Source organism: Frankia sp. CcWB3 (assembly GCF_977927595.1).
The window spans coordinates 1-26,832 of record NZ_CDWRCK010000023.1; the positions used below are offsets into that span (position 1 = coordinate 1).

At 70.5% G+C, this 26,832-nt stretch carries 27 protein-coding genes and 1 tRNA gene; 10 read left to right on the forward strand and 18 right to left on the reverse strand.

The window, feature by feature from the left end:
- On the reverse strand, positions 1-655 hold a 655-nt coding region (locus ACY5KJ_RS03465; protein ID WP_462202782.1), incomplete at its 3' end, for a hypothetical protein.
- A gap of 308 nt (positions 656-963) precedes the next feature.
- Here ACY5KJ_RS03465 and ACY5KJ_RS03470 point away from each other — a divergent pair.
- Positions 964-1,491 carry a peptidylprolyl isomerase gene (locus tag ACY5KJ_RS03470; RefSeq protein ID WP_462189065.1) on the forward strand — a complete coding sequence of 176 codons (528 nt, stop codon included), beginning with the start codon at positions 964-966 and terminating at the stop codon, positions 1,489-1,491.
- Positions 1,492-1,596: 105 nt separating this feature from the next.
- Here the strand turns inward: ACY5KJ_RS03470 and ACY5KJ_RS03475 are convergent, their stop codons facing one another.
- Entirely contained in the window at positions 1,597-1,728 is a 132-nt protein-coding gene (locus ACY5KJ_RS03475) for a hypothetical protein (protein ID WP_462202783.1), read from the reverse strand.
- A gap of 121 nt (positions 1,729-1,849) precedes the next feature.
- On the opposite strand from ACY5KJ_RS03475, the gene ACY5KJ_RS03480 reads away from it, so the two are divergent.
- From ACY5KJ_RS03480 to ACY5KJ_RS03490, 3 genes are all read left to right on the forward strand, one after another.
- On the forward strand, positions 1,850-2,677 hold the full coding sequence (locus tag ACY5KJ_RS03480; protein ID WP_462202784.1) for a rhomboid family intramembrane serine protease: 828 nt from the start codon (positions 1,850-1,852) through the stop codon (positions 2,675-2,677).
- 187 nt (positions 2,678-2,864) lie between these two features.
- A complete protein-coding gene (locus ACY5KJ_RS03485) occupies positions 2,865-4,772 on the forward strand; it encodes a glycoside hydrolase family 15 protein (protein WP_462202790.1) in 1,908 nt (635 codons plus the stop codon).
- A gap of 78 nt (positions 4,773-4,850) precedes the next feature.
- Positions 4,851-5,210: a hypothetical protein gene (locus tag ACY5KJ_RS03490; protein ID WP_462202785.1), complete on the forward strand. Its 360-nt coding sequence runs from the start codon at positions 4,851-4,853 to the stop codon at positions 5,208-5,210.
- A gap of 36 nt (positions 5,211-5,246) precedes the next feature.
- Here ACY5KJ_RS03490 and ACY5KJ_RS03495 read toward each other — a convergent pair whose 3' ends face one another.
- Both ACY5KJ_RS03495 and ACY5KJ_RS03500 read right to left on the reverse strand, forming a co-directional pair.
- A complete protein-coding gene (locus tag ACY5KJ_RS03495) occupies positions 5,247-5,657 on the reverse strand; it encodes a RidA family protein (protein WP_462188222.1) in 411 nt (136 codons plus the stop codon).
- A gap of 135 nt (positions 5,658-5,792) precedes the next feature.
- On the reverse strand, positions 5,793-6,056 hold the full coding sequence (locus ACY5KJ_RS03500) for a cell division protein CrgA (RefSeq protein ID WP_462188221.1): 264 nt from the start codon (positions 6,054-6,056) through the stop codon (positions 5,793-5,795).
- A 368-nt stretch (positions 6,057-6,424) separates the two neighbouring features.
- Here ACY5KJ_RS03500 and ACY5KJ_RS03505 point away from each other — a divergent pair, with 368 nt between their 5' ends.
- Positions 6,425-7,252 (forward strand): DUF881 domain-containing protein, encoded by an 828-nt coding sequence (locus ACY5KJ_RS03505; protein WP_462188220.1) that lies wholly within the window; start codon positions 6,425-6,427, stop codon positions 7,250-7,252.
- On the opposite strand, the gene ACY5KJ_RS03510 is transcribed toward ACY5KJ_RS03505, so the two are convergent.
- The 8 genes from ACY5KJ_RS03510 to ACY5KJ_RS03545 form a co-directional block, all read right to left on the reverse strand.
- Positions 7,249-7,899: an aminodeoxychorismate/anthranilate synthase component II gene (locus ACY5KJ_RS03510; protein WP_462188219.1), complete on the reverse strand. Its 651-nt coding sequence runs from the start codon at positions 7,897-7,899 to the stop codon at positions 7,249-7,251. The genes ACY5KJ_RS03505 and ACY5KJ_RS03510 overlap by 4 nt on opposite strands.
- A 98-nt stretch (positions 7,900-7,997) precedes the next feature.
- Positions 7,998-10,028, reverse strand: coding sequence for a Stk1 family PASTA domain-containing Ser/Thr kinase (pknB, locus tag ACY5KJ_RS03515; protein ID WP_462188218.1), 2,031 nt, complete (start codon positions 10,026-10,028; stop codon positions 7,998-8,000).
- Entirely contained in the window at positions 10,025-11,653 is a 1,629-nt protein-coding gene (locus ACY5KJ_RS03520; RefSeq protein ID WP_462202786.1) for a serine/threonine-protein kinase, read from the reverse strand. The genes pknB and ACY5KJ_RS03520 overlap by 4 nt, the downstream gene beginning before the upstream one ends.
- Positions 11,650-13,092 carry a peptidoglycan D,D-transpeptidase FtsI family protein gene (locus ACY5KJ_RS03525; RefSeq protein ID WP_462188216.1) on the reverse strand — a complete coding sequence of 481 codons (1,443 nt, stop codon included), beginning with the start codon at positions 13,090-13,092 and terminating at the stop codon, positions 11,650-11,652. The genes ACY5KJ_RS03520 and ACY5KJ_RS03525 overlap by 4 nt, the downstream gene beginning before the upstream one ends.
- Positions 13,089-14,585: an FtsW/RodA/SpoVE family cell cycle protein gene (locus ACY5KJ_RS03530; protein ID WP_462188225.1), complete on the reverse strand. Its 1,497-nt coding sequence runs from the start codon at positions 14,583-14,585 to the stop codon at positions 13,089-13,091. The genes ACY5KJ_RS03525 and ACY5KJ_RS03530 overlap by 4 nt, the downstream gene beginning before the upstream one ends.
- 13 nt (positions 14,586-14,598) lie before the next feature.
- A complete protein-coding gene (locus tag ACY5KJ_RS03535; protein WP_462202787.1) occupies positions 14,599-16,017 on the reverse strand; it encodes a PP2C family protein-serine/threonine phosphatase in 1,419 nt (472 codons plus the stop codon).
- Complete coding sequence (locus tag ACY5KJ_RS03540; protein WP_462188153.1) at positions 16,014-16,511, reverse strand: FHA domain-containing protein FhaB/FipA; 498 nt, start codon at positions 16,509-16,511, stop codon at positions 16,014-16,016. Before ACY5KJ_RS03540 ends, ACY5KJ_RS03535 begins: the two co-directional genes overlap by 4 nt.
- Before the next feature lie 6 nt (positions 16,512-16,517).
- Positions 16,518-17,804 (reverse strand): FhaA domain-containing protein, encoded by a 1,287-nt coding sequence (locus tag ACY5KJ_RS03545; RefSeq protein WP_462188152.1) that lies wholly within the window; start codon positions 17,802-17,804, stop codon positions 16,518-16,520.
- Between the two features lie 159 nt (positions 17,805-17,963).
- Between ACY5KJ_RS03545 and ACY5KJ_RS03550 the strand changes: the two genes are divergently transcribed.
- Positions 17,964-18,046: transfer RNA gene (locus ACY5KJ_RS03550), tRNA-Leu, on the forward strand.
- Between the two features lie 244 nt (positions 18,047-18,290).
- On the opposite strand, the gene purS is transcribed toward ACY5KJ_RS03550, so the two are convergent.
- Entirely contained in the window at positions 18,291-18,575 is a 285-nt protein-coding gene (gene purS / locus ACY5KJ_RS03555) for a phosphoribosylformylglycinamidine synthase subunit PurS (RefSeq protein WP_462188151.1), read from the reverse strand.
- A 133-nt stretch (positions 18,576-18,708) separates the two neighbouring features.
- On the opposite strand from purS, the gene ACY5KJ_RS03560 reads away from it, so the two are divergent.
- Positions 18,709-19,350: an HAD family hydrolase gene (locus ACY5KJ_RS03560; protein WP_462202788.1), complete on the forward strand. Its 642-nt coding sequence runs from the start codon at positions 18,709-18,711 to the stop codon at positions 19,348-19,350.
- Positions 19,351-19,416: 66 nt separating this feature from the next.
- Here ACY5KJ_RS03560 and ACY5KJ_RS03565 read toward each other — a convergent pair whose 3' ends face one another.
- Positions 19,417-19,800: a hypothetical protein gene (locus ACY5KJ_RS03565; RefSeq protein WP_462188149.1), complete on the reverse strand. Its 384-nt coding sequence runs from the start codon at positions 19,798-19,800 to the stop codon at positions 19,417-19,419.
- A gap of 213 nt (positions 19,801-20,013) precedes the next feature.
- On the opposite strand from ACY5KJ_RS03565, the gene ACY5KJ_RS03570 reads away from it, so the two are divergent.
- The 3 genes from ACY5KJ_RS03570 (at position 20,014) to ACY5KJ_RS03580 (ending at position 23,643) form a co-directional block, all read left to right on the forward strand.
- A complete protein-coding gene (locus ACY5KJ_RS03570) occupies positions 20,014-20,409 on the forward strand; it encodes a cold-shock protein (RefSeq protein ID WP_462188148.1) in 396 nt (131 codons plus the stop codon).
- 562 nt (positions 20,410-20,971) lie between these two features.
- Entirely contained in the window at positions 20,972-22,786 is a 1,815-nt protein-coding gene (locus tag ACY5KJ_RS03575; RefSeq protein ID WP_462188155.1) for a protein kinase domain-containing protein, read from the forward strand.
- A gap of 116 nt (positions 22,787-22,902) precedes the next feature.
- Positions 22,903-23,643 (forward strand): HNH endonuclease family protein, encoded by a 741-nt coding sequence (locus ACY5KJ_RS03580; protein ID WP_462188147.1) that lies wholly within the window; start codon positions 22,903-22,905, stop codon positions 23,641-23,643.
- Between the two features lie 86 nt (positions 23,644-23,729).
- Here ACY5KJ_RS03580 and ACY5KJ_RS03585 read toward each other — a convergent pair whose 3' ends face one another.
- The 4 genes from ACY5KJ_RS03585 to ACY5KJ_RS03600 form a co-directional block, all read right to left on the reverse strand.
- On the reverse strand, positions 23,730-24,080 hold the full coding sequence (locus ACY5KJ_RS03585) for a rhodanese-like domain-containing protein (RefSeq protein WP_462188146.1): 351 nt from the start codon (positions 24,078-24,080) through the stop codon (positions 23,730-23,732).
- A 42-nt stretch (positions 24,081-24,122) separates the two neighbouring features.
- Entirely contained in the window at positions 24,123-24,968 is an 846-nt protein-coding gene (locus ACY5KJ_RS03590; protein WP_462188145.1) for a 1,4-dihydroxy-6-naphthoate synthase, read from the reverse strand.
- A 1-nt stretch (position 24,969) separates the two neighbouring features.
- Positions 24,970-25,983 carry a futalosine hydrolase gene (mqnB, locus tag ACY5KJ_RS03595; RefSeq protein WP_462202789.1) on the reverse strand — a complete coding sequence of 338 codons (1,014 nt, stop codon included), beginning with the start codon at positions 25,981-25,983 and terminating at the stop codon, positions 24,970-24,972.
- Between the two features lie 276 nt (positions 25,984-26,259).
- The gene (locus tag ACY5KJ_RS03600; RefSeq protein WP_462188143.1) at positions 26,260-26,709 is read right to left on the reverse strand and encodes a hypothetical protein; all 450 of its coding nucleotides are present in this window, start codon (positions 26,707-26,709) and stop codon (positions 26,260-26,262) included.
- Positions 26,710-26,832: the final 123 nt, after the last annotated feature.

A 26,832-nucleotide genomic window follows, 5' to 3' on the forward strand; every position in this document is an offset into this window, starting at 1 on the left:
GGGCGGCGGTGGTGGTGGTGTCAAGCGGCATGGGCTCGGCGGTGGCGGCTGGGCTTTCCTCAGCCTGGGCCAGGTACCGCCGCACCGCGGCGATACCCGCCGCACCCGCGCCGACGATGGCGAGCGTGAGGAACCCCCGCCGCCGACGGCGGTGCACCTTCGCGAGCTTGGACTCGGCCTTCGCCAGCCGCTTCTCCAGGATCTCCTGGGCTTTGTCGGCCTGCAGGCGCGCCTTGGTCTCGCGCTGCACCGCGCGCCGGGAGCGATGCTTCTCCGCCCGCAGCTCGGCGGCGGCCCGGGCGCGTTCGGCGGAGAGCTCGGCATGCGCCCGGGCCTTCTCGATCCGCTTGGCGGTCCGACCGGACACGGCGGTGGCTTTGCCGACGGCCCGGCCCGCGGCCTTCCCGGCTGCCTTCTGGGCCGACACACCGGTCTTGGTGGCCGTGCTGGAGGCGTCGGAGATCCGGTGCGCCACGCTGGTGCCCACATCCCTGGTGGCCGACGCGGCCGATCCGGCCGTACCCCCGGCCTTGCTCGCCGCCTTGTGAGCGACCGTGCCGGCGCGGTCGGCGGCGCTCTTCGCGGTGTCGGACAGCCCGCTAACCGGCGCCGTGTCAGTAACATGTGACAGTCTGTCCTTCAATGTCGTACTCATGATGCCCTCTCGTTGAGCCGATGGTCGAGGCGTCCGGCCATGGAACTGGTGGTGTGCCTGGGTTCGGTCTGGTCAAGATCTGTGAAGTGTGCCGTACCCCGTCGGCGGGCTTCTCCAACGCGTCAACCTTCTGTAGCGTGTCACTCATACTTGGGTGACTTGCCTGGGCTGTGCCCTTGGGAACGTGTGCCCGGTGCCAACCTCGGTGATGGAATTCCCCCGCGGCGCCCGGCGCATACGATCGAGACCCATCCGGACGCCGGCTGACCAGGCACCCGCAGAGATCGATCTGAAGAGAAGAGAGGCGCATGGCCGAGGAGCTGTACGCGACGCTGCGGACGACTCAGGGGGACATCGAGATCCGCTTGTTCCCCGACCACGCTCCCAAGACGGTGCGGAACTTCGTCGGCCTCGCGACCGGCACGCAGGAGTGGACGGACCCGGCGACCGGTGCCAAGAAGACCGGCACGCCGCTGTACAGCGGAACGGTCTTTCATCGGGTCATTCCGAACTTCATGATCCAGGGCGGTGACCCGCTGGGCTCCGGTCGAGGCGGTCCGGGCTACCGGTTCGCCGACGAGTTCCATCCGGACCTGACCTTCAACCGGCCGTACCTGCTCGCGATGGCGAACGCCGGACCGGGGACCAACGGCTCGCAGTTCTTCGTCACGGTCGCGCCCACCGACTGGCTCAACCGCAAGCACACCATCTTCGGTGAGGTCACGCGGGGAACCGACGTGGTGGATGCGATTGCCAAGGCGCCGACCGGGGCGCAGGACCGGCCGAAGTCTGACATCGTCATCCAGGAGATCGTGATCGACCGCCGGTCCGCCTGACCGGCCGGTCCCCGCCTCGAACCCGGGAGTACGGCGCATGAGAGCTCCAGCCGCGCGGCGTGCGTGGTCGCCGGCCACCGCATGCGTACGGGCGGCCGGACATGTTCACGTCAGCCGTACTCCTCGGGCGGCGATGCCGGCCGCCGGGGCGGCGTGGTGACAGCGAACCCGCCCGTCGAACCGCCCACGGATGACCAGCCGGGCGGCCCGGAGCAGCGCCCGGCTGGCTCGGGCCACCCGGTGGCCGAGCCGGGGTGGCGACCCACGGTCGGCCCGGCGCCCGGCTGGTCGGGGTGGACTCCACCTTCCGGTCCCGGCGGCCCTCCCGCGGGCGGACCGCCCGCCGGCCGGCGCCGCGGTGATCCCGTACTGCTACCGCCATCCAGACCGGGAGACCTACGTCTCCTGCCATCGCTGCGGCCGGCCCATCTGCCCCGATTGCATGCGCCCGGCGGCGGTTGGCTTCCACTGCCCGGAGGAGGGCGACCGCTCCACGCCGCAGCGCCGAACGCGGACCACACTCGGTGGCCCGGCCCAGGTCGCCCGGCAGGGGCTGGTCACCCAGATCTTCATCGGCCTGTGCGTCGTCGCCTACATCCTGCAGGGCGCGCCCGGGTTGACCGGCCGCGGCACCTTCAACCGCTTCACCGGCGACTTCGCCATGATCGGCATCCAGATCGCGGCGGACGACCAGTACTACCGGCTGCTGACCGCGGCCTTCCTGCACGCCGGCGTGCTCCACATCCTGTTCAATATGTACGCGCTGTACCTGCTCGGGTTTCAGCTCGAGGCGATCCTCGGGCGGGCCCGGTACCTCGCGCTGTTCGTGGCAGGGGCGCTCGGTGGGAACACCCTGAGTTACGTGCTCGGTGACGGGTTCACCGTGTCGGTCGGCGCATCCACCGCGATCTTCGCGTTCTTCGCCGCCTACTACATCATCGCCCGCCGCCTGCGGGTTGACTCCCGGCAGATCCTCATCGTGCTCGGGATCAACCTCGCCATCACCTTCTCGTTCAGCAACATCGACAAATGGGGGCATCTCGGTGGGCTGGCCGTCGGTGCCGTCATCGGTCTGATCTACGCTTACGTCTCGCCCCGCCGGGTGCTGCTCCAAGCGGGCGGGGTCGCCGCCGTGCTCGCGTTGCTGTTCGTCGCCGCGATCATCAAGTCGTCGACACTGGTGTAGCCCGACAGCTGTAGTCCGACGGCTGTAGTGCGGCAGCCCCGGTCGCGGGGGCGAGGACGGCCGCGACGCTTGCACGCCGCCGAGTAGCAGCTACCATTCGCTTTCTTGTCAATACTCATAGTAGCGATCTATGTGTGGTGGCGATAGCGTGATGGATGCCGTGGCACGGCGCGGGCAGGGGGAGCAGATGGCATATTCACCGGTGCGGCGCAGCGGGGGCAGTCCCTTCCCGCCGATCGCCGAGTACGGATTCCTGTCCGACTGTGAGACGTCCTGTCTCGTTGCCCCCAGCGGCAACGTCGAGTGGATGTGCGTGCCCCGGCCCGACGCCCCGAGTGTCTTCGGGTCGGTGCTGGACCGGTCGGCCGGGGGCTTCCGTTTCGGTCCCGAGCGTACGCAGATCCCGGCCGGCCGGCGCTACCTCCCCGGGACAAACATTCTCGAGACCACCTGGCAGACGCCGAACGGCTGGCTCATCGTCACCGATTGCCTGGTGGTCGGGCGCTGGCATCGCACCCACAAGCGTTCGAACACGCACCGTCGGACGCCGAGCGACTGGGACGCCGACCACGTGCTGCTCCGGCTGGCTCGCTGTGAGCACGGCTCGGTGGATCTCAGCCTGGTGTGCGAGCCGAACTTCGACTACGGCCGCGAGCCCGAGTCCTGGCAGTACGAGGGGGAGGACTACTCCTCCGGCGTGATCAGCCATGCGGGCACCAACGTCACGCTGCGGCTGCGTACCGACCTGCGGCTCGGTTTCGACGGCCGGCGGGCACTGGCTCGCACCACGCTGCGGGAGGGGGACACCGCGTTCGTCGCGCTCACCTGGCGCCCGGAGGAGCCCCTGCTTCCGGACACCTACCTGCAGGCGTGCGTCGCCGTCGACCGGACAACGGAGTTCTGGCGCCAGTGGCTGTCGCGGGGCATGTTTCCCGACCATCCCTGGCGGCGCCATCTGCAGCGCAGCGCCCTCGCGCTGAAAGGACTGACCTACGCGCCGACCGGTGCTCTGCTCGCCGCCTCGACCACCTCGTTGCCGGAGACCCCGCGCGGCGAACGGAACTGGGACTACCGGTACAGCTGGATCCGCGATTCCACCTTCGCGCTGTGGGGCCTGTACACCCTCGGGCTGGACTACGAGGCCAACGATTTCTTCTCATTCATCGCTGACGTCGCCGAAAACGATGACGACGACATCCAGGTGATGTACCGGGTGAGCGGCGAGCCGAAGATCGATGAGGAGATCCTCGGTCACCTGTCCGGCTACGAGGGAGCCTACCCGGTACGGATCGGCAACGCAGCGGCACTGCAACGTCAACACGATGTCTGGGGCGTCGTCCTCGACTCCGTGTACCTGCACACCAAGTCCCGTGACTACCTCTCCGAACGGCTCTGGCCGGTGCTCGTGCGCCTCGTCGAGGCGGCGGCCACGCACTGGCGGGAGCCGGACCGCGGGATGTGGGAGGTGCGCGGGGCGCCGCAGCACTTCACCGTGTCCAAGATGATGTGCTGGGTCGCCCTGGACCGGGGTCGGCGGCTGGCGCAGATGCGGGGGGACGCCAAGACGGCGGCGCGCTGGCGGGCCGTGGCGGAGGAGATCCACGCCGAGGTGTGTGAGAAGGGTGTGGATCATCGCGGTGTGTTCACCCAGTACTACGGATCGAAGGCGCTCGACGCCTCACTGCTCCTGATTCCGCTGCTCGGGTTCCTGCCGGCGGCCGACGAACGCGTGAAGGCCACCGTGCTCGCGATCGCCGACGAGCTGACCGTCGACGGGCTGGTCCTGCGCTACCGCACGGAGGAGACCGACGACGGGGTCTCCGGCACCGAGGGCGCCTTCCTGATCTGCTCGTTCTGGCTGGTCTCCGCCTTGGTGGAGATCGGCGAGCTGACCCGTGCCCGGCAGCTGTGTGAACGGCTGCTGAGCCTCGCCAGCCCGCTGGATCTCTATGCCGAGGAGATTGATCCGGTCAGTGGCCGCCATCTCGGAAACTTCCCCCAGGCGTTCACTCATCTGGCCCTGATCAACGCGGTGATGTACGTGATCAGGGCCGAGGATGCCGAGGCCTACGCCCGGCCGTCCCCCTCGACCTGATCGTGCAGGCCGGTCCCGGGACGGGTAGCCACGGCGATCAGGCGAACCCGAGCGGGACGTGGCACTAACGTGGGAGCTGTGGCCAGCCTGGAGGTTGTGGACAAGCGGGTCGAGGTCGTCCTGCGCGGGCTTGAACGGATCGGCGCGGTGCGTGGGGACGTCTCCGTGCGGCTCGACGAGGTACTCGACGTACGCCTGGCGGCGGACGCGTTCGCGGAAGTGCACGGATGGCGGGCGCCCGGGACCGGACTGCCGCGCGTCATGGCCCTCGGGACCTGGCCGTCGCGGGGCGGCAAGGAGTTTGTCGCTGTCTACCGCGGCCGGCCCGCGGTCGTGGTGGAAGTCCGCCCGGGCGGCGAGTTCCGGCGCCTGATCGTCGCAACCGGCGACGCCGAACGCACCGTGGCGCGTCTGCGCAGGGCGGTCATCGCGCGCTGACGGCCCGGGACCCGGACCCGGCGTCAGGGCCGGCCGTCAGTCGGCCTCGGCCCTGGCCCCGGACCCGAGGATCGCCTCGGCTTCCACTTCGACGACCCAACACTCGTCGAGCAGTCCCACAACGACGACCATTGTGGCGGCTGGGCGGATCGCGGCGAACAGCTCGCCGTGGACGGCGCCGACGGCCGGAACGTGGGCGGGATCGGTGATGAACATCCGGGTACGGGTGACGTCACCGAGATCGGTGCCCGCCTCGCGCAGTGCGGTGCGGATGATCTCGAAGCACCGCCGGATCTGCAGCTCAGCGTCCGGTGGAACCGTGTCGTCCGGCCACACCGGCCCGGTCCCGCTGACGAACACGCGTTCGCCTACCTGGAGCGCCCGGGAGAACCCGATCGTGGCTTCGTAGGGTGAGGAGCCGGAAATCTTCTGACGTTCAGGATGCAACAGGATGCTCTGGGTAATCGGTGATCAAGACGGAAGTATCCACACTTGTGGACAACGGTTGTGGATGAATGACACGGCTGGAAGCTCCGGTGGTTGTGCCGGGCGTGGCCATTGGGCGTCTGGCGTTCGGGTCGGCTATCGCCACTGGGTCGACACGGCCAGCCCGACGACGACAAAACCAAACCCGATAAGGATGTTCCAGCCGCCCAGCCCCTCCATCCCCAGGACGCCGCCGTTGGAGAAGTAGTAGACGAGCAGGTAGGCGATCCCGAGCAGGAAGAACGCGAGGATCAGACCGCCGAACCAGAGCGGAGACGGCGGCTTCCGCTTGCGTGCCGACGCGCCCGCGGTGGTGGTCGGGGTCGGCTTCTTGGGCTTGCGGCGTCGCGACTCGGGCACTGCGGAACTCCTCGATGGCCGTACGTGGACGAGGGCGGCGACCGCCGTCGCCGTCCTCGTCCGGCCATCGGCGGTCTCGCGCTGGGTACCAGCGTAGACAGGGCATCCGTGGAAACGCCGTTGCGTACCGGCCGGCGGGATTCACCTCCGGTCGGTGCCCGGGCGACGCCGGCGTCGCGGCCGGTGCCGGGGCGATCAGACCGATGTGGCATCGAGAGCGCCATCGGCCGCGTAGCCTGCGCTGGAGGCGATACCTCCGACGCGGCGGACGGATCGCCCGGCCGAGCTGGCTGTGGCATGGTCGCGTGCCGCCCCCGGCGATCCACCGGCAGGCGTGGGTGAACCGTCCAGCGGTGCACCGAGGGAGGTTGGGGACAACGGTGCACGGCGGGCTACGGCCCTGGCCCTGGCCGGGGAGCCGGTCGCGGCGGGTGATCTGGGCGGTGTCGCTGTTCTGGGCCGGCGTGCTGTCCGGCGTCGTGGTGCTGGACGGCGGCCCGTTCGATCGGGCTGGCCCGCGGGACACCGCCGCTTGGGCGGCCCAGGAGCGGGCGGGAGTCGCGCAGGTTATCGACGAGGAGGCGGGCCGGGTGGCCGACCGCCGTGCCGGGCTGGACGCCGAGTCGCGGCGGCGCGCGACCACGGCGCAGGCCGTCCCGTCAGGGGCCCCAGGCTCCGCGCGCGGGACCGATGCCGCCGCCCGGTCCCTGGTCGAGCGGCTGGCCGGTCCCGCGGGGTTGGCCCCGGTGCGCGGGCCGGCGCTGACCGTCGAGCTGGACGACGTCCCGCGGGAGGGCCGGGGTGGCCCGTACGCCCCCGGCGTGCCCGCCCCGAGGCCCGACGATCTCATCGTGCATCAGCAGGATGTCCAAGCGGTCGTGAACGCGCTGTGGGCCGGCGGCGCCGAGGCGATGAGCATCATGGATCGCCGGGTGACGGCACTGACGGCGGTCCGCTGCGTCGGGAACACTCTTCTGCTGCACGGCGAGGTCTTCTCCCCGCCGTTCCGGATCACGGCGATCGGGGAGGTCGCTGCGCTGCGCTCCAGCCTGCGGGCCAATCCACAGGTCACGATCTACCGGCAGTACGCCGACGCCTACCGGCTGGGATACCGCGTCGAGGAGGCCGCCGACAGCCGGTTATCCGGCTACGACGGGCCGATGATCGACCTGTCCGGCACCGCCAGGCGCGGCTAGGAGAACGCCGCCGTCCGCAGGGTCTCGACCTCGGCGGACAGCCCCGGTGCGAGCCTGCGCGCCGCGCCGCCGTCGCCGCACTGGTCCAGCCAACGGGCGAGGATCAGGTGGCCGCCCTGGGTGAGGACGGACTCCGGGTGGAACTGCACGCCCTCGAGCGGGAGCCGCCGATGGCGCAGCGACATCACCACGCCACTTTCGGTCCGGCCGGTCACCTCGATTTCCTCGGGGAGGGTGTCCTCCTCGACGGCCAGCGAGTGGTAACGAGTCGCGATGAACGGCGACGGCAGGTCCGTGAGAACGCCGGTCCGGTCATGGTGGACGACCGAGGTCTTGCCGTGCAGCAACTCCGGGGCGCGGTCGACGGTAGCGCCGAACGCGACCGCGATCGCCTGATGGCCCAGGCACACCCCGAGCAGCGGCACACCGCCCGACGCGCAGGCTCGCACCATGGGAATGCTCACGCCGGCCGCCTCGGGCGTACCCGGTCCCGGGGAGAGCAGGACCCCGTCGACGCCGAGCGCGGCGAGGTCGGCCGGCGTCATCTCGTCGTTGCGGCGCACGATGCATTCGGTCTCGAGCTGGCCCAGGTACTGGACAAGGTTGAAGACGAACGAGTCGTAGTTGTCGATCACCAGGATGCGCATCAGATCGTGACCTCCCGCGGCATCAGGCACCCTACCGTGGGCGGCCGCAGTCCCATACTGCCTGAGCAGCCACGACCGCCTCCGTCGGCGCGACGACCTCAGGTGCCGCCACCGCCGTTGCGGCCGCCCAGCAGCCCCCCCAGGCCGCCCGGCCTCGTCGTGGCCGGTGTCCCAGGGGTGGGATTACCCGTCGGGCTCGGCGAGGTGCTGGTCGGCTCCGCGGTCGGGGTGGGCCCGGTCGGCGTCTCGGTCGGGGTCGGCGGCGCGGTGGTCTGGATCTGCTGGGCGACGGACAGCGTGATGGTCGAGCCCCGAGGGACGTTGCCGCCGGACGGGCTCTGGTCCACGACCGTCCCCGGCGCCACGTTGTTGTTCGCGACGTTCTGCCGGGCCGCGTTCAGCCCGTAGCGGCCGAGTTCGGCGACGGCATTGTCGTACGTGCGGTTGCGCACGTCGGGAACGTTGACGTTCGGGCTGACCACGTTGAGCGTGACCGTGCTGCCGGGCTTGACGGCCGTACCCGGCTGCGGATCGGTGCTGTTCACCGTGCCGACCTTCTGGCCGGTCGGGTTGGCGTAGGCCATCGAGTTCGGGACCAGCCCCAGCGCCCGTAGCGCCGCCTCGGCCTCGGCCTGGGTCTTCCCGATCAGGTCGGTGGGGATCTGGACGTCGTCGGCGGCCTTGCCGATCGACAGGGTGATCATCCCCTTGGCGGCGACCTCCTTGCCCTCGGCCGGGTCGACCGCCGTGACCCGGCCGGCCATGTCCGGTGAGTCGACCAGCTTCGTGACCACATCCCCCCCGAAGCCGGCGCTCTGCAGCCGGGCGCGGGCCTGCTCCTCGTTCTGCCCGACGAGGCCGGTCGGGACGAGGATCTTCTTCGTGGAGGCGGTGTTGTGACCGGAGCTGAGGAAGGTCGTGGCGAGCAGGACGACGGCGACGAAGACGATGACGATTCCGAGACCCGCGAGGATGTACTTCCACGCCTGGGAACGCTCCTGATCGGGAACGGCCCGCCGGTCGATGGCCCCGGTCACGTCGTAGCGGTCGAACGGACCGGTGCCGAAGCGGCCGTCGTCGTAGGGCACGTCGCGGTAGGTGGTCTGGTCGTCGTTGCGGTAGTCGTCGTCGCGGTAGCGGTCCCGGGTGGGGTAACCCGCTCGGTCACCGCGGCTGAGGACCGCCGTGCCGGCAGCGGCCGGGCCGAGGGTGGTGGCGGCCCCGCCCGCGCCACCACCTCCCATCATGGCGTGCACGCGTCGTCCGGCCAGCGCCCGTTCCAGATCGTCGCGCATCTCACCCGCGGTGCCGTAGCGGTCGTCAGCGTCCTTCTCCATCGCCTTGAGGACGATCGCGTCGGCCTCGGGGGAGATGCCGCGATCGTGAGCGGACGGCGGCGGCGGGTCCTCCCGCACGTGCTGGTAGGCCACGGCCACCGGGTTGTCCCCGCGGAACGGCGGCGATCCGGTGAGCAGTTCGTAGAGCAGCACCCCGGTGGTGTAGACGTCGCTGCGGGCGTCGACGCGGGCTCCTCGGGCCTGCTCCGGGGACAGGTACTGAGCGGTGCCGATCACCGCGGCCGTCGCGGTCATGGTCGAGGAGGTCGCGGTGGTGGCGCGGGCGATGCCGAAGTCCATGACCTTGACCGAGCCGTCCGGGCTGAGCATCACGTTCGCCGGCTTGATGTCGCGGTGGATGATCCCCATCCGGTGGCTGTAGTCCAAGGCGGCGCAGACGTCGGAGGTGATCTCCATGGCGCGGCGTTCGGTGAACCGGCCCTCAGTCTGCAGCGCGTCGCGCAGGGTCCGTCCCTCGATGAACTCCATCACGATGTAGGGGATCTGCGCCCCGTTGATGATGTCCTCGCCCGTGTCATACACCGAGACGATCGCGGGGTGGTTCAGCGCGGCCGAGGACTGTGCCTCGCGGCGGAACCGGGCGAGAAAGGTGGGATCACGGGCGAGGTCCGGGCGCAGCGTCTTGATGGCGACCTCACGGCCGAGCCTGATGTCACGGCCGCGGAAGACCTCCGCCATGCCGCCATAGCCGATGCCCTCGCCCAGCTCGTAACGCTCGCCGATGATCTGTGGCCCAGCCCCCGGAGCATACATCTCCGTCACGTCGGTCACGAATACTCCCCTGCCGTCGCCCCTCCCGCGCCGGAAATCGCCGACCCGGCGTTACCGCTGACGATTTCACCACCGATTGCGGTTGCGTACACCACCCCCGGTGGTGTGGTCGCGGAGTTCGATTCGGAATTGCTCTTGGAGAACAACCTGTTAGTCGCGAATGCGACGATCACCACGGTGAGGATCAGCAGAATGGTCAGAAGCGGCAGTGGCAGGGCGGGACGGGAGGCTGTCTCCGGCCGGTGCCGTCGAGCAGCTCGCCCCTCCCAGCCCGGCCGTAGATCATCCTGGCCGTCCGGGCCGGACAGGCCCGGGGGGCCGCCGGGGGTACGGGCCCACGGCGGCGGACCCGGGTGGTAGGCGGTGCCGGGATCGCGGGGGCCGCCACGGTCCGGCGTCCCGTAGGCCGAGCCACCGTACGCCCCCTCGGGGCCGCCGTACGCGGTGTCGGGGCCGCCGTAGGGCGGGCTGTGCAGGGCCGTTGCAGGTACGTCGGGTCCGCCGAGCATGGCTCCCGGGCCATCGGGAACCGCCTGGGCTTTGTCCGACGGAGCGCCGGTGCGCCCCGGTCCACTGGTGCGAGCGGACGGTGGCGGTGCGGCCACCCAGGACGGTGGTCGGGTGCGCGAGGTGGATCGGGGCGGGCGAGCGGCGGCACCAGCGGGCGGGAGGACGGCGCCCGGCCCCGGATGGCGGGCGGTCGCATCCGGTGTGCTGGGCCAGCGCGCCGGCTCCGGGCTCCACAGGCTGCGCCGGATCCCGGCCGCCGAACGTGCGAATGCCCCCGCCGAACTGGGCCTGCGCGCGGGGTCCTTGGCCATCGCCGAGTCCACCAGGGCCCGCACCTGGTAGGGGATGTCGGTCGGCAGCGGGGGCGGGGTGTCCTGCTGGTGGGCCATCACGACCACGATGGGGTTGCGGTCGTCGAAGGGGCGGCGACCGGCGAGGCACTCGTACGCGACGACGCCGAGCGAGTAGACATCGCTCGCCGGTGTCACCGGACGCCCGGACGCCTGCTCGGGGGACACGTAGTAGGCCGTCCCCATCATGATGCCGGTGGCGGTGAGCGGCGCGGCGTCGACCGCGCGGGCGATCCCGAAGTCGGTGACCTTCACCGCGCCGTCCGGGCGCAGCAGCAGGTTGCCGGGCTTGACATCGCGATGGACCACGCCGAGGGCATGCGCGGCCTGCAACGCGTCGGCCGCCTGCCCGAGGATGTCCAGCGTGCGCTCCGGGGACAACCGCTTCTCCCGGTGCAGCGCGGCGGAGAGGGGCTCCCCCTCCACCAGCTCCATCACCAGGTAGGCGGTCGGGTAGTCGTCGGAGGTCGCAACCTCGCCGTAGTCATAGACCGAGGCGACGCCCGGGTGTGACAGCCGGGCGGCATGGCGGGCCTCGCCGCGGAACCGCACCAGGAACGACTCGTCGCTGGCGTACTCCGGGCGCAGCAGTTTCACCGCGACGGGGCGGCCGAGGGTCTGGTCCAGGCCACGCCAGACCTCACCCATGCCGCCGGCGGCGATCCGCCCGTTCAGGCGGTATCGGTTGTCGAGGACGGTGTTCGGCGCCGCGGCGCCGGCGAAGGGCTGCGACGGGGAGATGGGATTGCCCGGGGAGTTGTTCATGGCTTGTCCAACGCGGCCTGTATGACCTTTTTCGCGACGGGGGCGGCGACGGCACCACCGGTACCCAGCTCGCCGCCGCCGTCCTCGACGATGACGGCAACCGCGATCTTCGGGGTGTCCGTCGGGGCGAACCCCACGAACCAGGCGTGCGGCAGACTGGTGCCGTGCTCGGCGGTCCCCGTCTTCCCGGCGACGGTAACGCCGCCGATCTGCGCCCGCCGACCGCTCCCCGACGTCACCACGCTTTCCATCATGGTCGTGAGCTGGGCGGCCACCTCACTGCTCACCGGTTCACCGAGTTTCTCCGGCTCGGTTTTACTGATCCTCTTGAGGTCCGGGCTGCGCAGTTCGGACACGAGATAGGGCTTCATCTCCATGCCGTCGTTGGCGATCGCCGCGACCACCTCCGCCATCTGTAGGGGCGTGACCCGGACGTCGTACTGGCCGATCGCTGACTGCGCGGTCTGCGCGGCGTCGAGCTTGGCGGGGAAGACGCTACGGGCCTGTTGCAAGGGGAAGTCGGGGAAGGCCGCGTTCAGGCCGAAGGCCTCGGCCTGCCGGCGCAGGGTGTCGGCACCGAGATCGATGCCGAGCTGTGCGAACGCGGTGTTACAGGAGATGGTGAGCGCGTGAATGAGGGTGTCGGTCTCGCCGTCGCCGCAGCGTTCGCCGCCGAAGTTCGGCAGCCGCACGGTGCTCAGCGGGAGCGGTAGCTCGTCGGGTGCCGCGACGCGGGTATCCGGCGTCCTGCCTTGTGACAGTGCGGCGGCGGTGGTGATGAGCTTGAAGGTGGAACCGGGCGGATAGGTCTGCTGGGTCGCCCGGTTCAGCAATGGTTGATCCGGATTGCCCGACAGCAGCCCATAGGCGTTGGCCGCGGCCTTCTCGTCATGGGCAGCCAGCGCGTTCGCGTCGTAGGACGGGTTGGTGACCATCGCCAGGATCGCGCCGGTCGGCGGCTCGATGGCGACCACCGCGCCCTTGCGGTTGTCGAGCGCCTCCGCCGCAGCCTTCTGGACGGCGGGGTTGATCGTAGTGACCACGGAACCGCCGCGCCGCTCCGCGCCGGTGAACAGGCCGGTCACCCGGCTCGCGAGCAGCCGGTCGTCGTCTCCGGACAGGAAGACGTCCTCGGACAGCTCCAGGCCGGCCGCCGTGAACAGCGTGTAGTAGCCGGTGACGTTGGAGTAGAGCTGCCCGGCCGGATACTGCCGCTGATACTTGTACTGGTCGTTCGACGGCACCGAACGTGCGATCTCCACGTCACCGGCGACGATCGCGCCCCGCTGTCGTTCCAGGCGCTCGGTGATCTGACGCCCGTTCGTCGGCTGGGACTTGAGGCTGCCCGCCTCGCCCATCTGGAGCCAGTTCGCATTCGCCAGGAGCGCGGCGAAGAGGATCATGCAGGCGACGGCGACCTTGCGCACCGTGCGGTTCATGTCGTCTTCACCACCTGGGTGGGACTCTCGGCAACCGCGCCCGGGTCGAACAGGGGGGCATCCGGCACCGGTTCGGGTGCGCGGCGGGCGGCGTCGCTGACCCGCAGCAGCAACGCGATGATCGCGGCGTTGGCCACGATGGACGACCCGCCGTAGGAGACGAACGGCAGCGTGAGCCCGGTCAGCGGGATGAGCCGCATGACCCCGCCCACCTGCACGAACACCTGCAGCGCCAGGGTGAAGGACAGCCCGGCCGCCAGCAGTTTGCCGAACGGGTCCTTCGCGCCGAGGGCCGCGCGCATCCCGCGCAGCACGACCAGGGCGTACATCATCAGGATGGCCATGACGCCGGTGAGACCGAGCTCCTCACCGAGGCTCGCCATGATGAAGTCGGTGTTCGCGAACGGCACCTTCTGCGGGTGCCCCTCCCCGAGCCCCGTACCGGTGATGCCACCGGCGGCGAAGCCGTAGAGACCCTGCACGAGCTGGTACGACGTGCTCGACGGGTTGTCACCGTCGAAGGCGTGCAGCCAGCCGTCCACCCGGACCTGGACATGGCTGAACATACTGTGCGCGATCACGGCACCGAACAGGAACAGCACGAAGCCGACCACGACCCACGATGCCCGCTCGGTGGCGACGTAGAGGACGACCATGAACATTCCGAAGAACAGCAGGGACGAGCCGAGGTCCTTCTGCACGATCAGGATGCCCAGGCTCGCCAGCCACGCCACCAGCACCGGTCCGAGGTCGCGGGCGCGCGGGATCCCCATCCCGAGAAAGGACCGGGAGGCCACCGAGAGGACCTCGCGTTTGTTGACCAGATAGCCGGCGAAGAAGATCAAAAGAATGATCTTCGAGACTTCGCTCGGCTGGAAAGAGAACGGCCCGATCCGCAGCCAGAGGCGCGCGCCGTTGATGGTCGCGCCGATGCCCGGCGCGATCGGCAGCACCAGACCGACCAGACCGACCAGGCCGGCCGTGTAGGCGTACCGGGCGAGCGAGAGGTGATCGCGTACCAGCGCCAGCACCAGGATGAAGACGATGACCGCCAGCAGGGTCCAGACGAGCTGCGTCTGCGCGGCACCGGGCGGGATGTGGGTTCCCGCCCGCTCGGCGGCATCCGCCTTGGCGAGGTCGAGCCGATAGATCATGACCAGGCCCAGGCCGTTGAGCGCGACGACGACCGGGAGCAGCACCGGGTCGGCGGCCGGCGCGAACCTGCGTACCGCCAGGTGGGCCAGTGCCCACAGGCAGAAGAAGCCGAGACCGATGGAGAAGATCCCGAGCGAGATCTGGCCGATGTCGGCGAAGGTCAACGCGGCGAGCGCGCTGGTTGCGAGCGCACCAGCGAAGATCATCAGGATGAGCTCCCGGCGCCGGTATGGCGGGAGGTTGGTGCCGGTGGGCAGCGGGAAGCCGGCGAAGGTCGCGGTGAGGTCCGCCGACCTCGGCCTGCGTAGCGGAGGTAGGGGGATCGGCGGGCGAGTCATCGCTGGCCTGAGATCACGGTGAGGGGGTGGGGACGGGTGTGGTCGGGCATCCCGGGACCGTGACGCCGGCATCGGTCGCCGGCTGGCACAGGGGAGTGGACAGGAGGGAGGAGTCCGAGGTGCCCGACGGCACCTTGGAACGGTCGGTCGGGCTCGGGCTCGGTGACGGGAATACGGCGGGTACAGCCGGGGTACGCAGGCGCGAGATGATCTTCTCCGCATCGTCACGGCTGCCGGCGCGGATGCCTCGTCGGAGCTCCGCCTGATCGGGCTCCGCAACCTCCGACAGTGGCTGACGACGGGAGAGCACCACCGAGGACAGCGGAATGCCCTTCACGCCCTGGAAGAGGGCGACGTGTTCATCGTCGACGCCGACATAATACTGCCCGCGCACGTAGGTCCACCCGGCCGCAGCACCGGCCACGATGAGCAAGAACACCACGGTGGAGACGAACAGGACCCGCCGGCCGGAGCGTCGTCCTCCGGATCCTTCCGGGTCGGAGTCGTCGCCATCGTCGTCGTCGCCGCGATCGCTGGCCTGTGCCTGGCGGTCCCGCCGGTGGAAGCCCGGCCGACCGATACGGGCGGCCTTCGCCGCCGCGGACTCGTGGTCGGGGTACTGGGGATTCGGCCCGCTGCGGGCCGGCGACGCCCCGGGGACCGCCCGCTTCTCGGCCGCCGCGCCGGCCACGAGAGGATAAGGCTCCGCCTCGCCGTGGTCCTCCTCGATGTCGGCGACCACGACGGTGATGTTGTCCGGGCCACCGCCCTTGAGGGCCAGGTCGACCAGCTGGTCAACCGCCTCCTGTGGGGTGGGCAGCAGCAGCGTCTCGAGGATCGTCTCCTCGCTTACCACCCCCGACAGACCGTCGGTGCACAGCAAGTAGCGGTCTCCCGCGATCGCCTGGCGCACGGAGAGGTCGGGCTCGACCTCCCGACCGTCGAGCGCCCGCATCAGCAGCGAGCGCTGCGGGTGGGTGTTCGCCTGCTCGAGGGTGATCCGACCCTGGTCCACGAGATCCTGCACCAGGGTGTGATCGTGGGTGACCTGGCTGAGGACGCCGTCGCGCAGCAGGTAGGCCCGGGAATCGCCGACGTGCAGCACCCCGAGCATGTCACCGGAGGAGAGCACGGCGGTCACCGTGGTGCCCATGCCGTCCAGCGCGCTGTTCTCCAGCGACATCTCGCGCAGCTGCCGATTGGCGTCCCGGACGGCCTCGTTCAGCTCCGTCACGAGATCGTCGCTGTCGATCGCGTCGTCGAGACCCGCCAGGCGGGAGATCACCGTCGAGCTGGCGACCTCCCCCGCAGCATGACCACCCATGCCGTCGGCTACCGCCAGCAGGCGGAGCCCGGCATAGGCCGAATCTTCGTTTCCTTCCCGCACGTGCCCGACATCCGAGCGGACGGCGAAGTGAAGCCTGAGGCTCACCGGTGGAGCTCCAGGACCGTCTTCCCGATCCTGACCGGCGCGCCGAGAGGTACCGGCATGGGACTGGTCACCTTCGTACGGTTGAGGAATGTGCCATTGGTCGAGCCCAGGTCCTCCACGAACCACTGCCCGTCGTGGGGCACGAGTCTCGCATGCCGCCCGGATGCGAAGTCATCCTCGAGGACCAGGGTCGAGTCCTGTGCCCGTCCGATGGTGACAGGTGCCGTTCCTAGCGGGATCGTTGTGCCGGTCAAGGGACCTTTGGTCACCACGAGTTTGCTAGGTGTCTGTGGCTTGCGTGGAGGTTGGGGCGGGGTGCGCGGCGGCGTCGGCCGGACCATGGGGGGCGGCTCGCGCCGCTGCTGACGCTTGGTGGGGCCGAACATATCCAGCCGGACGGCGCGCACGGCGACCAGAACGAATCCCCAGAGGAGGGCAAGGAATCCGATCTTGACAACCAGCAGTACGAGTTCGCTGGGCTCGGTGGGGTCCATCGGGCGCTACCAGCCTCGATCCGATCTGGGTCGGTCACGTCGACCATCCCCGCCGGGAGGCTCCGCGGCGGCGCGGCCGGGGAGGTCCGTGTCGGCGTCGTACACGTCGTCGAGGGATTCGAGCCCATCGGACGGCGAACCGGAGCCGGGCCGGCGGCCGGGATTGCTCGGCTCGCGGTAGGGGTCGGCGCGCCGTGCAGGGTCGGATCGCCGAGGAGCGTCGTCGCGTCCCCCACGCCCGTCACGGGGATCACGGTGATAGGGGTCACGACCGCCGCGGTCGCGCGGCTGGTCGTAGCCGTGATCCCGTTCCGGTGTCCGGTCTCGGTACGGGTCCATCCGGTTCTGGTATGGATCGTCCCGGTACCCCGGCACACCGCGCCGATCACGATCGGCGTACGGGTCGACGCGGCCGGCGCGGGGCGACGAGCCGCGCCGGTACGGGTCGTCCGGGGCGGGCGTGGGACGGCGGTCCGGCGGGATGGTCTCCCGGCCCCCGGCCTGGGCCGGCGGAGGTGTCCCACGGGCGCCCGCGCGCGCCGGGCCATTCCCCCGTCCGTCCTCGCGACGAAAGATGATCGTCGCGGCACCGAGTTCGATCTTGTCCCCGTTGACCAGCTTGACCTGCGTCGCCGCGCGACCGTTGACCAGGCTGCCGTTGGTGGACCCGGCGTCGACGTAGAGGAACTGCCCGTCGGGAAGCCGGTGTATCTCGCCGTGGCGACGAGATACACCGGTGTCGTTCAGGCGGATGTCGCACTCGACGCTGCGGCCGATCACGGTCGTCTCGGCGTCCAAGGGATACTCCCGTTCCCCTCCGCCCGCGGGCCCTCCCGGGGCCTTCGTGGTGATGACGAGGTGCGGGGTGCCGGGAGCGCCCGGTCGGGGAGGGCGTGCGCGCCGTCCAGTCACCGCTCCCGGGTCCGCGGCGGCCACGCTGCTGCGGATCCGGAAGACGCCGACATCGAGATCGGTGGCCTCGGACATCCGCACGGACACCGGGCCGACGAAGGTGTAGCGATGCTCGGCCGCATGCTCGCGGACCATCTCGGCGAGCTCGTCGCACAGTGCCCGGTCGTAGGGGGAGAGCCGGGCGAAGTCGCCGCCGGCGAGCTCGACGGCGAACTCGTTGGGCACCAGCACCCGGTTCGAACTGACCGCCCGCCGATCGTCGGTTTCCCGGGCCAACGCGCTGGCGATCTCGACGGGCTCGACTCCGCCCTTGAACACCTTCGCGAACGCACCCTCGACGAGGCCGCCCAGGCGCCGTTCGAAGCGTTGTAGCACGCCCATGCTCGACCTCCCTTCTCCCGGTCTGTGAGATCGTATGCCCCCGAGCGCGGACGTCCCACGGCTCGGCAGCTTGACATGTTCGCGACGGGCCCGACCCCCCTCCGTGAAGGACATCTCCGGCGTGGTAGCGTGTCGTCTGGTCGAGAGATAGTCCCACTCGGGCGAGTGGCGGAATGGCAGACGCGCACGGTTCAGGTCCGTGTGTCCTAGCGGACGTGGGGGTTCAACTCCCCCCTCGCCCACGCAAGTCCCTGGCGGCGCGTGCTGCGCCGTTGGGGACTTTCGTCATGCTGACCGGGGGGCCGAGCCCCCCAAACCCCCTCGTTGCGCCTTCGGCGCCGCCTTGGCTGGGTGGGTGGTTGGGGCCGTCGGCGTTGTTGCGGAGTGCCGGGGGCCGAGCCCCCCCGAACTCCCCACGAGTCCTTGGCGGCGTGTGCTGCGCCGTTGAGTGGGGCGCGGGCGTCCCCTCTCCGGCAGCGGAGAGGCTCAGCCGGCGGGGCTGCCCACCGACGGCGGGGAGGCGTCCTCGATGCGCACCGCGTAGTCCTCGATCACCGGATTGGCCAGCAGGGTTGAGGCCAGGTGCTCGACCCGGGCCAGGACCGCGCCGTCGAGGTCCGTGCCCTCCTCCAGCTCCAGCTCGAAACGCTTGCCCTGGCGGACCCCAACGACGCCACTCACGCCGAGGCGCGGCAGCGCAGCGAGCACCGCCTGCCCCTGCGGGTCGAGAATCTCCGGCTTGAGCATCACATCCACCACAACCCTGGTCACACCCGCGGACACTACCGGTCGAGCGGCGTATGAGCCGGATCTCGCCCGTCCGGGGCGTACAGATCGTACAGATCTGGTAGGCGATCTCGGATAATGCGGGCTTCCCGGGGAACACGGCCCTTAAGCTTGGCCGGTGTCGTTCTGGCGGGCGCCCGTCCCGGTCGTCGGGTTCGATCTCGATCTGACCCTGTTGGATGCCCGGCCCGGGATCCGGGCGACCTTCGCCGTCCTGTCCGCTGAGACCGGGGTGGCGGTGGACGTCGAGACGGTCGTCGCCCGGCTTGGCCCGCCGCTGGAGACGGAGCTCACCCACTGGTTCCCGCCGGCCGATGTCACGGCCGTGGCGGCCCGCTACCGCGAGCTCTATACGGTCCACGCGGTGCCGGCGTCGCTGCCGATGCCGGCCGCGGTAGCCGCGGTGGAGGCGGTGCGGCGGCTCGCCGGCCGGGTGGTGGTCGTCACCGCGAAGAGCACGGCACTGGCCCGGGCGAGTCTGGACCGGATCGGCATCACCGCCGACGTGGTGGAGGGAGCCCGGTTCGCGCAGGCGAAGGGCGAGGCACTGCGCGCCCACCGCGTGGACATCTTCGTCGGTGACCACGTCGGCGACATGGTCGGCGCCCCCGACGGCGACGCTCTCGCCGTCGGGGTCGCCACCGGGCCCTGCTCGGCCGCTGATCTGCTCTCCGCCGGCGCCGACGTCGTCCTCCCCCGGCTGGCTGACTTCCCGCCCTGGCTGGTCGACGAGGCCCGGCGCCGACGACAGCAGGGCTGACGCCGCGACGCGGTCGACGCGGTCGGCCCGGCCGGGGCCCGCACCCCCGGCCGTGAGATCAAGGAACTATCGGGAACGGGTGACGGGGTCTGTCCGCGGACCGGTGCCGTCCCCGGGGTGGTCGCCGTCCCCGGGGGCCCCGTGGTCGGGCGGATGTGGGTTGTTCACGTAGAGATCGGGATCGCTCTCCTCGGGAATCCGGGATCGGGCGGCGGCGAGAACCCCCACCAGCGCCACGGCGAACCCGATGGTCAGTCCGCCGCTGGCGACGGCGTTCAGCCAGATCGGCAGATTCTCGGCGCCCAGGAAGAAGGGGATCACCGCCGCCACCGTAGCGACCAGACCGGTTCCGAAGAGCACGGCCCCGACCCGGACCAGCCGATCCGCCCAGGTCACCGGCGGCGGGGTCCCGACCGGAGCCGTGGCCTCGTTTACCGCACCGTCGGCCACGGGTCCGGCCCTGCCCGGACGAGGGTTTCGCCGACACGTGCGACAGCCTACGAGGACGTGTGCCGAACGCGGGCCAGACCACCATCACGGGAGAGGGGTTCACTCGACAGCCGATCGCTACCGAAGACGCACGCGACGTGCGGCCGACGGATAGCCTGGGAATCACTCATCTTCCGTTGCGTTGTCCTGCCGTTACACAGAACGAGGTCGCCCGTGCCCACCGGCAAAGTCAAGTGGTTCGACGTCGACAAGGGCTTCGGCTTTCTCAGCCGGGACGACGGCGGCGACGTCTTCGTGCACAAGGCCGCCCTGCCCGCCGGGGTCGACCGGCTGAAACCCGGCGACCGGGTCGAGTTCGGCGTCGCCGCCGGGCGGCGTGGCGACCAGGCACTGTCGGTCCGGCTGCTGACCGCCCCGCCGTCGGTCGCCAAGGCGGCTGCCCAGGCCGCGCGGCGCAGTCCGGACGAGCTGCACAGCATGGTCGAAGACATGATCAAGGTGCTGGACGACGTGCAGCGGGACCTTCGTCGCGGCTGGTATCCCGACCGGCGGACCGCCCAGCGGGTCGCCAAGGTCGTGCACGCCGTCGCCAACGAGTTGGAGGTCTAGGCCGGCGGCAGGAAACTGACCCGTCGGCCGCACCCGGTGCACACCGCGACCTGGGCGCCAGGTTCCTCGTCGGACGCCGCCAGGTGGGTCCATCGAATCCGCTGTTCCCATCACATCAGCGACACCGACCGAGCCAGCCACATCAATCAGGATCCGGGCATGAGCCGAGATCGAGCCCTTCATCAGATTGGCCACACCGGTACGCACCGGTTCACGATGCCTCCTCGGTTGCGGCCTCATCCGCCGCGGCCTGCGCGCCGTGGCGGCAACACATTGTCGGGGAGCCGACCGGTCCCGTCGGCGGGGAGCCCGCGTGCGACTGGAAGCGTTGGCAGTGCGACAGACTGCAAACGTAGACCAGACCGAACCATGAGCAGCCCCGCAGCCGGCCGCGGTGGCATCGCCGAGGGCCGTCCCACCTCCGCTGATCGGCGGAGGGCACGGATCGGCGGTCGGAACGGGGCGTCGGATCGGGATTTAAGAGGCATTCGTGTGACAAGCAGTGGACAGCGGTCGTGATCACAGCCGTGCGGTGCTGACCGTGGCCGACAACGCCGCACGCATGGGTTCCGGCCGCTCCGAACCAGGTGATCCGCTCAATCCACACGAGCCCCGGTCGGTCGGCCCCTATGTTTTGCTCAGCCGGCTGGGGGTCGGCGGCATGGGCACGGTCTACCTGGCGAGGAACCGGGCCGGACGGCGGGTTGCCATCAAGGTCATCAGACCGGATCTGGCTGCCGACGAGGAGTTCCGCCGCCGGTTCCGGGCCGAGGTCGAAGCGGCACGCAAGGTCGCTCCCTTCTGCACCGCCGAAGTCCTGGACGCGGATCCGAATGCGCCCGCGCCGTACCTCGTCACCGAGTTCATCGACGGGGTCCGGCTGGACATGCAGGTCGACAAGGGCCCGCTGACCTCGTCGATCCTGACCGGACTGGCCGTGGGGGTCGCGACGGCGCTTACCGCGATCCACAGCGCAGGCCTCGTCCATCGGGATCTCAAGCCCAGTAACGTGATGCTCTCACTGTCCGGGCCACGTGTGATCGATTTCGGGATCGCGCAGGCCCTCGAGGGCGCGAAGGCGAAGCCCACGGCATGGGGCTTCGGCTCCGCCGGGTGGATGGCTCCCGAACAGGTGCACGGCCAGCCCATCGGTCCGGAGGCGGACGTCTTCGCCTGGGGCATCCTCATCGCCTACGCCGGTACCGGCCGCCACCCGTTCGGCGACGGTACGGACATCGACCTCGGCATGCGCATCGTCGGGTCCGCCCCGGACCTGCGTGGTCTGCCGCAGCCGCTGGTCGGCCTGGTCAGCGCGGCTCTGGCCAAGCATCCTGACGACCGGCCGAGCGCCCGGGACCTGCTGCTGCGGCTCATCGCGCAGCCACCCTCCCGCGGTACCGGTGCCATCGGCGAGGCGATGGGTCAGGCCGAGGAGTTCCTGAGCCGAACCGGCGAGGTGCCCCGCGCCGCGCCGACCCGGATCGGCGCGGCGACCTCGGTTCCCGCGCGTCAGGTCCCCTGGAACGCGGGCGCTCCCGCCGCCCGGGCGGGCCAGGGACCGGGACAACCACGCCAGGCACCACCGGGGCAGCCCGACGCGCACAGCCCGATGGGACGCCCCGGCCCGCGGCCCGCCCAGGTAGGCGCCCGCCCACCCGCGCAGCTGGGCGGGCGGATGGGCGGGCAGGTCCCCGGCGCACCGCCGGGGCCGTGGTCCGGCCAGGCTCCCGATCAGCACGGGCCGGTACCGGGTGAGCCCGGCGCACCGTACCCGCCCTTCGCCCAGCCGCCGGCGGCCCGCGGGCTCGATCGCAGGCGACTCGTCTGGATCGCCGCCATCGTCCTGAGCGCGCTGATCGCCATCGCGGTCGTGGTCAGCCTGCCCGGAAAGACCGGAAAGAGCGGCCAGAATGGTTCCGCGGAACAGCTGGCGGCCACAACCGCCCCGTCGCGCTCCACCGGTCCGAGCACGGCATCGGGTTCGGCCAGCGGCCTGAACCGCCCCGTCACGGATGGCCAGCTCGAGTTCATCGTGGATTCCTTCCGGTGCGGGCAGACCAAACTCGGTGACGGACTGCTCGCTCGGCACACGGACGGCCAGTTCTGCCTGGCCCACGTGACCGTGCGCAACCTCGGCGACTCCACCCGCACGCTGGTGACCTCATCCCAGTTTCTGTGGGACGGCGGCGGCGGCCGGCACAGCGCCGATTTCCTCGCCCGCCTCCAACTGAGTAACGAGGATCTGTGGGATTCGATCAACCCGGGTGACCTCAGGGCGGGCACCATGGTCTTCGACATCTCGCGGGAGGCCACGGCCCAGGAGTTGGAGTTGCACGACAATCCGGTGAGCGGAGGAGTCCGCGTTCCCGTCCCCTGACGGTGGCCGACCAGCCCGGCGGGCCGATTTCCAGTTAATGTCACCCTCGATCCGAACGGACCCGAAGCGGGGCGAGCACCCCCCACGGGTTCCGAACCGTCGAGGTGGGGAGTCCGGTGCGAAGAAGCGGTGTCGGTCCAGATCGTCGCGGACCCGGTCGACCCGGCGGAGCCGCGGCCCTCGCCGTTCTCGCCCTCATCGCCGGCCTGACCGGTTGCAGTGACCTTTCCGACCAGACCGGAACGTCCAACCAGGTTGGTGCCCCGACCGCCAGCGGCTCGGCGCTGAAGCTGCTCGCCACCCTTCCGATCAAAGAGGAGGACAACTCTCCCAGGTACCGCCGGGACGAGTTCGGGCCCGCCTGGTCGGACATCGACGACAACGGGTGTGACACCCGTAACGACATTCTGCGGCGAGATCTGCGCAGCACCACCATCCGCAGATCGGACGGCTGCACGGTGCTGACCGGTGAGCTCCGGGATCCGTACACCACCAGAATCATCCGTTTCGACCGTGGACGGAACTCCGCCAGCGTGCAGATCGACCACGTCGTCCCCCTGGCGGATGCGTGGCGGACCGGCGCGCTCAACTGGACCGCCCGGGAACGGCTCCAGTTCGCCAACGATCCGGAGAACCTGCTGGCCGTCGACGGTCCCACGAATCAGCGCAAGAGCGATCATGACGCCGCCGAATGGTTGCCGCCGAGCCCGGGGGAGCAGTGCCCCTACATCGCGCGCCAAGTGGGATTGAAGGCCCGTTACCGCCTGTGGGTCGTCCAGGCGGAGGCGGACGCGATGCGCGCCGTTCTCCAGAAGTGCCCGAACCAGCCGGCACTGGGGCTGACCCCGAGCGGCTGACCGGAAGCCCGCGGCGCCGGGTCATCCGAGAAATGCGGAGTAGCCGGCGGAGTCAGCCCGGGCCCGGCGGAGCCGGCCGGCGGTCCTCAGAGGACGGTGGGCGCGGCGCCGCTCTCGTTCACCATCGGGCGGCTGTGCGCCTGCCAGGAGAGCATCCCGTCGGTCAGGTTGCGGACCTGCCAGCCACCCTGCCTGAGGTAGTTGGTGACGGCGGCGGACCTGCCGCCCGAGCGGCACACCACGACGACCTCGCGTTCCCGGGGAACCTCGTCGAGCCGGGCGGCCAGTTCACGCATCGGGATGTGCAGCGCGCCGGCGATATGACCGGCGGACCACTCGTCGGGCTCCCGCACGTCCACCATCAGCGGGGCACCGTCCGCGGAAAGCTCGACCGGTAGCTCCGCGACGCCGACAGCCGGTATCTGATCGGTACTCACGTCTCCATCCTGCCATCAGGACCCTCCGAGGGGGCTCGCGATTCAGCGCAGCGGCCGCGGAAGCGCGGGGACGAGGTCGGCGTCGGCGGCGCGGGAGAGCAGGGCCTCGACGGCGGCGAACCCCTCGTCGCCGAGGTTGAGGCTGAACTCGTTGACGTACAGCTTGATGTGGGCGTCGACGACGTCGGGCGCCATCTCCTGGGCATGGGCGAGGACGTAGTCGGCGCTGGCGGCGGGATCGGCGAAGGCCGCGGCGACGCTCGCCCGCACCGCGGCGGACAGCGCCGGGCCGTCCAGCCCCCGGCGGGCGAGGATCGCGCCGAGCGGAATGGGCAGCGAGGTCTGGCCCTCCCACCAGTCGCCGAGGTCGACGAGCGCCGTCAGCCCATAGGACGGGTAGGTGAAGCGGGACTCGTGGATGACGAGCCCCGCGTCGTACGCGCCGTCGCGGACGGCGGGCATGATCTTCTCGAAGGGAAGCACGTCGGCGCTCGTCACGCCCTCGTCGGCCGCCCACAGCCGGAACAGCAGGTAGGCCGTGGTGCGGGTGCCGGGGATGGCGACCCGGGCACCGCGCAGGCCCGACCGCCCGGCGGTGAGGACGAGTGGGCCGCAGCCGCGGCCCAGGGCCCCGCCCGCCGTCAGCAGTTGGTACCCGGTGAGCAGCCACGGCAGGGCGGCGTAGGACACCTTGACGAGGTCGTCCCGCCCGTCGGCGGCCCGGGCGTTGAGGACGTCGATGTCGGCAAAGGCCACCGACACCTCGGGTGCTCCCGGGACGAGTCCGTGCGCGAGGGCATGGAAGGCGAATGTGTCGTTGGGGCAGGGCGAGATGGCGAGCGAGAGCGGACCTGGAAGGTGCGAGGTGGTCGCCCGGCCAGCACCCATCTCAGTGCTCTCCCGTCCCGTGGTGGCCGTTGTTCCCGTGGTGGCCGCGGGCACCCGGGTGCTCGGCCGGGATCGTGGTGGAGGCGTCCCTCGTAGTGGCCGCCGGTGCGGCCATCACCAGACCGTCCGGGTGGGCGACGAGTGCCGCGGCGGCCGTGTGGAGGCTGGCCAGCGCGACCGGCAGGTTCCAGTCGGACCGGTCCCGGCGCCCGACCGTGTTGCTGATGGTACGGATCTCCACCACCGGGACGCCGAAGGCCCGGGCGGCCACCCCGACGGCGTACCCCTCCATCGACTCCGCCACCGGGTCCAGCCGCTCGGTCAGCGCCGTGGCCCGACGTTCGGTGCCCGTCACCGTCGACACGCTGATCACGCTACCCGTGACGATCCGCCGCCCGGTGGCGTCGAGCACCGTGCCCAGGCGGTGGATGAGGTCCGGATCCGGGACCACCGTGGACGAACCGAGCCCGAGATCCTCCAGGCTCAGGAACGACCCCGCGGGGTTCGGCAAGTGGGCGGGGCCGCCGCGGGGTGCCGGCGCGCCGTTGCTGTGGAACCCGAGATTGCGGTCCATCTCGCTGATGCGGCCGATCAGCGGAGCGGGCGGTTCCTCGTCAAGGCCGGACTCCGCGCCGAGGTCGGCGGCGACGATGCGATCGGCGAGGACGATGTCCCCGATCTCCGCCCAGCCGCGAAACCCACCGCCGATCCCCATCGCCACGACCAGGCTGAACGGCTGCCCCGCCGCGCTCGCCACCGACATTGCCACCGCGGTGCCCGCCGCCGCGGCCGGGCCGCCGGTGCCTGCCGCGAGCACCGTCACCGGTCCGCGTCGCCGGCCCACGTAGGGGCCCAGGGTGGAGGTGGTGAGAAGCTGGCGGTCCCATTCGGGGGACACCAGGCTGCCCGGTCCGATGGGGGTTCTGGTCCGGCCGCGCGACCAGCTGCCCATCAGGCCGGCACACACCGCGTCCGCTTCGGCGGTCACTGCGGTCACGATCAGGGTGCGGCTCACGATCAGGTCCGGATCATGATCTGGGGACGTCCTCGTCTGTCGTCGCATACTGTCGGTCGATCCGCCCGAACACCACCGCACCGGACAGCTGGGTAACAGTACGGGGTTTTCGATGGGGTGCAAATCGGACTTGTTGCCGGATCTTAGCATCGCGGACGACGCTGCGTGGTCCCAGTGGGGAGGTATGGCACGCTGCGCGCACGGTGTATCCCCGTTCGGGGGCTGGTGTGCGTGGGTCGTTGGTTCCGGTCCGGCGGCGGAGCGGCCGGCGGTGGGTCAGGGCTTGAAGGTGACCAGGAACGGCCAGCTTCCCGACGCCTGGTCGCTGGAGCTGCCTGCCTCGGGAAGCGCGAACACCACGAGCAGGGCAGGCGTGTTCTTGGCGGGAACGTACCGGTAGTGCGTCTCGTTGATCTTGTCGGTCACCCGCTCCCTGCCCAGGACGAGGAAGTAGCCGCGGTCGGCGACCGACGTCGGCACGTCGATGTTGATGGCGTTTCCGGGCCTGACCGTGATGTGCGGCGGTGATACCGATTTCTGGATCACCGTCCCGTCCCACTCGTACTGCGCGGCGTTCGTCTGCACGAAGTGTCCCCCGGACTCCATGGTCACCAGGGGAGTCGGCCGCTCGCAGCCGCTCAGGCCGAGGCCGACGACGACCGCGGCGGCGGGAGCCACGGCGAGCCGCCGGAACGGGAAACGGCGGAGGAGGTGAGGCGTGCGCACGGTCGGAGGGTATCGCCGCCCGTGCGGTGGCGTCGCTCGTCGCCAGGGCCTTCAGCCCCTGGCCGGTGGGCACGGTGGCCCGGGTCACGTCGCTGGCGTGCCGGGTCAGTTCTGGGGATCTGT